At 58.3% G+C, this 3,887-nt stretch carries 4 protein-coding genes and 1 pseudogene; 1 reads left to right on the forward strand and 4 read right to left on the reverse strand.

The genetic code is table 11. The features are described 5' to 3' along the window. From EOA29_RS28305 to EOA29_RS43305, 4 genes and pseudogenes are all read right to left on the reverse strand, one after another. The coding region (locus tag EOA29_RS28305) for a transporter substrate-binding domain-containing protein (protein WP_210213178.1) at positions 1–626 on the reverse strand (626 nt) is incomplete at its 3' end. Between the two features lie 1,402 nt (positions 627–2,028). After that, positions 2,029–2,211 (reverse strand): hypothetical protein, encoded by a 183-nt coding sequence (locus EOA29_RS28310; RefSeq protein WP_127221908.1) that lies wholly within the window; start codon positions 2,209–2,211, stop codon positions 2,029–2,031. Positions 2,212–2,322: 111 nt separating this feature from the next. Then, positions 2,323–2,721 carry a hypothetical protein gene (locus EOA29_RS28315; RefSeq protein WP_127221909.1) on the reverse strand — a complete coding sequence of 133 codons (399 nt, stop codon included), beginning with the start codon at positions 2,719–2,721 and terminating at the stop codon, positions 2,323–2,325. A gap of 315 nt (positions 2,722–3,036) precedes the next feature. Then, positions 3,037–3,399 (reverse strand): annotated as a pseudogene (locus EOA29_RS43305) (transposase); the annotation flags it as partial. Between the two features lie 185 nt (positions 3,400–3,584). Between EOA29_RS43305 and EOA29_RS28325 the strand changes: the two are divergent. After that, positions 3,585–3,887: GntR family transcriptional regulator (locus EOA29_RS28325; RefSeq protein ID WP_127221910.1), on the forward strand; the 303-nt coding region annotated here is incomplete at its 3' end.

The raw sequence follows: 3,887 nt of genomic DNA on the forward strand, positions 1-3,887 counted from the left end.
TTCTTGATCAGGAATTTGAGTTCGGGCCGCTTGGGCGGGTTCTTTTCGATGATGGCGGCCGCGACGACATTGCCGGTCGCGATCACATCGACCTGGCCTGAAAGAAAAGCGGAAATGGTGCCGTTGTTGTCCTCGTAACGCTTGATATCGGCGCTCGCGGGCGCGACCTTGGTCAGTTCGAGGTCTTCGATCGCGCCGCGGGTGACGCCGACGGTCTTGCCGGCGAGGTCTTCGGCCTTGGCGACCGCGACATCTGCCGGGGCGAACACGCCGTTGTAGAAGGGGGCGTAGGCGCTGGAGAAGTCGATGACCTTCTCGCGATCCGGGTTCTTCCCGAGGCTCGAAATGACTAGGTCGACCTTGTTGGTCTGAAGATAGGGTATGCGGTTGGCGCTGGTGACCGGGACGATTTCGACCCTGGCGCCGAGCTTTTCTCCGATCAAATTAGCCATATCAATATCGTAGCCTTGCGGTGTCATGTCGGCACCGACACTGCCGAAGGGCGGGAAATCCTGTGGGACGGCAATGCGGACGGTGCCCCGCGTGCCGATGTTGCTCAAAGCGTCAGCCCGCGCCCGCGGAGACGGAGCCATGGCCATTCCAACCAGGGCGGCGAAGGCCAGCATGCACAGATTGCGACGGTTCATCTTTCCCTCTTTGACTGAACGAAACCGATTGGTCGTCAGGGCCAAGCAACAGCCGTGCCAAACCGTCGAAATCAGCGCGAATCGGGCTTTCCCAATAGATTTGGATCGCCTCCATCACCCTGCGATGCACCCAGCAGGCAGGCGGCCTAAATATTGTGCAGGCGGCTGGCGTGCCGCGTGCACCATCAGTCTGCTCGGGCAAGCTTTAGGGCCATTCGGACTTCCGACCGACGAGATTTTTGCGCCTGACTGTGAGCCGTGGCATCGCAAGCGGGGCTGTCTCGATCAGGCCTCTAAGTGATCTCCCGAAAGGCGGCCATGCCCTATGGACAGGCTCGGAACCGCCTGTTCTCAGAGTCAGACTCGGACTTGAAATTCCGATGTTCAGACTTTTTGGTGTTGGAATTCGATTGCCAGACACGCGTCTGGCTTCACGGTGGATTCCGCGGCCATAACGAGCTTCATCGAGACAGAGCAACCCAGCCCGGCCAGAACGGCTTCCGCTATAGCATAAACGGAGTTGAAGGCATGCTAAACACCTAGGCACCGCCGGCCCGCAAGCTAGAGAGCATTCGTAAATAGTAGGCCCGGTTCACCTCGAGATTCCGCTCGTTTGTGATTAGCGAAGCAGCTACGTGAAAAGCGCTTGAGCCTAGGTAGGCGACTGCGCGGCGACCAAACGCCGTTGGCGGAGAAGTTGCGTCCTCATAAAGCCGGCGGCCGACGCATACTGATTAGGGGGCGGGTTGGGGTACATGAAAACGTCGGCCGCCGGTATTCGGCGGGGGTGCGTCGTCAATGACGCAGGCTCAGGGTAGGCGCGACGGAAGCGCCTTCAATCAAGATGCCCTGGTATGGTGAATATGCCGTTACTATCCACAACCCTCATTCGCCATATAGGGGCTAAGCATCCTAACATAAATGCGCGAAGCTTCGTGCTACGGTGCCTGTGGTTTGTGCGACACCGGATCCGCCCACCACAAGCCAAGCTGCCCATCACATCATAGCGTGTGCCTTCCGGCCGAAGGTTTGTCGATAAGCGTCGAGCGGCAGAGCTGCCTGTGGCGAAGGCTGTTAGCTTGTATACCATCCCGGGTAAGCAGAAAAGTCTAACTAAAATTAGGCTTGTCTAAATGTTATAAATATTATGTGTGTGCGGCTACAAGGGGGCACCTGACAACTAATCACGGCTATGTTACCGATTTTATTGTAGGAGTAGAGCGGTGACGATCGCAGCAATCCCACACAGCGGCGGAATCTTATGGCCTCGGGCGCCATGCCGGCTTCGACGATTTTACTTGTGGCGACGTGAGGAAACTACTGCGGCGCGTCGTTTTGTAGGCCTGCCCCTCACACTTTCGCGGGGAAGATGGGGACAGCCTCAATCGCATTCATGCGTACATTCGGACGGATGGGAGCGAAAGATTTCTTTGCGCCTGGCTTCAATCCAAGCTTTATCAAGGTAACCGCAGCAGATCTCAAGGTTATCAAGCAGCACGGCAGACAAAATCATCAGCATAAGCCATCCACCGACGGACGCCAGCTCATGAACCCCTGCGATCATCTGAGAGCTCATGACTGATTGGCCCGTATAAACAGGCACTCGTGCGCGGCGAGCCCTGGGCTCACTCCGCGGCACGTGCCATTGGTGCACCGATGTTGATCGAGCCGGCAGTTACTTAATGCCAAGAGCGTCCTTGAGTTCTGCCAGTTTTTTCATGCACCCTTGTTCGTCTCCAGCTTGGGCCATCTTACTGGCTTCAGCCATCAGTTCGCTGGGATGTTCGGCGCTTTGAGCGCTGCGGTTGCCAGTCACTTGCTCCTGATGAGGAGTTGTTGGCTTCACAGTTCCCGCCGTTGATCCAGTAACCTCAGTATTGCCGCCCTGCTGCTTGCCGGCCAGGACCTCGGCTTGGTGCTTCGTCGCCGGAATACCCGCCTTGTTAGTGACTGCGCCCGTTTCGGCAGTGATGACATTTGGCTCGAGTGCTTTCAACTCCTGTGTGCAGTTGGCAAAGGCCGGCGAAGCGATCGCTAAGATGAACGCCGACGCGATGGCTATTCGTATAGACATGTGCACCTCCCAATAGCGACTTGGTTCCTAACGAGGAAACGGCCCCACTCCTCGGGGGTTCCTCAAATCGAAAAGCGCCAGGAGGAAGGTGCCTGGGTTCCGCTCAACCTCGTCGGCCCGGAAGGTCCATTGCAATGCGGCCAACGGCCTAAGTCGCGGGGCACATCGCTATCGTGCCGGCAGCACCTCGTCGGCCTGGCCTCGCCGTCAAACAGCATTTTCCGCTTATCCAGGAAATGGCGAATGAAGGTGCTTTCCGTGCGCATTTCGCAAAAGCCGGACAGGGGTTCCGTTAATTTCCGGACAGTGGTTTCGCTCGGGAACCGACACCGCAGTCAGTTCGCCGGCGCGCAATAGCTGGGCAAGGGCAATGGCGTCTCGGCGATTCGTCTTCACCCGATCGTCTGGCTTCCTCGGTACAACGGCGCAACCACGGTGCATTCATGCCCGAGCGACTGGATCAGGCGATAAAGGCCGTATCCTGTCGGCCTAGCCTCGTAGCAGAAATGCACGTGATCAAAGCGGCTGGCGATCCGGCCAATGACCCGCCGCATGCTGGCTACCGACGCGTCGACCTCACCGAAGAAGCGAACTTCTCCTTCCCGGACCGCCTCCGCAATAGTCGTTCTTCAGCTTCGCAACATCGATTCTGACAAATGCTTCTCTATAGTCCGCCACGGCTCGTCCTCCTGTGGTGAGGATCTGCTCGGCCCCTCGGACACGCAGTGTAGGGTGAGCCACCTCACCGAGGCGGACATACGGTCTTACGGTTGACTCGCCACCTCTTTTGCGACACTTTGAATTGGTCAGGCCAATTTACCGATTCATATTGGCTTGGACATTGTCTGGGAGGTTGGGCATCGATGCCGATCGAAGCCATCGTTCCGCGCCGGCTGTACCGGCAGGTTGCCGATCAGCTTCGGCAATTGTTCGACAGCGGCGAATACGCGGCCGGTGATCGCCTTCCCACCGAGCGTGAGCTGGCCGAGCGCATGGGCATTTCGCGGCCGACCATCCGCGAGGCGCTGATCGCGCTTGAAGTCGAAGGCCGCGTCCGCATTCGGGTCGGCTCGGGAATTTACGTGACCGAGCCGCCCCGCTCGGCTCCGATGCCGAGCGCCGGAGAAGGGCCGTTTGAGCTTCTGCGGGCCCGCGAATTCATCGAA

The organism is Mesorhizobium sp. M1E.F.Ca.ET.063.01.1.1, from assembly GCF_003998155.1.
Lineage (GTDB): Bacteria > Pseudomonadota > Alphaproteobacteria > Rhizobiales > Rhizobiaceae > Mesorhizobium.

Bases quoted from the DNA above. Each gene is read 5' to 3' on its own strand.
- EOA29_RS28310 (WP_127221908.1), bottom strand. From the start codon at position 2,211: ATGATCGCAGGGGTTCATGAGCTGGCGTCCGTCGGTGGATGGCTTATG.
- EOA29_RS28315 (WP_127221909.1), bottom strand. From the start codon at position 2,721: ATGTCTATACGAATAGCCATCGCGTCGGCGTTCATCTTAGCGATCGCT.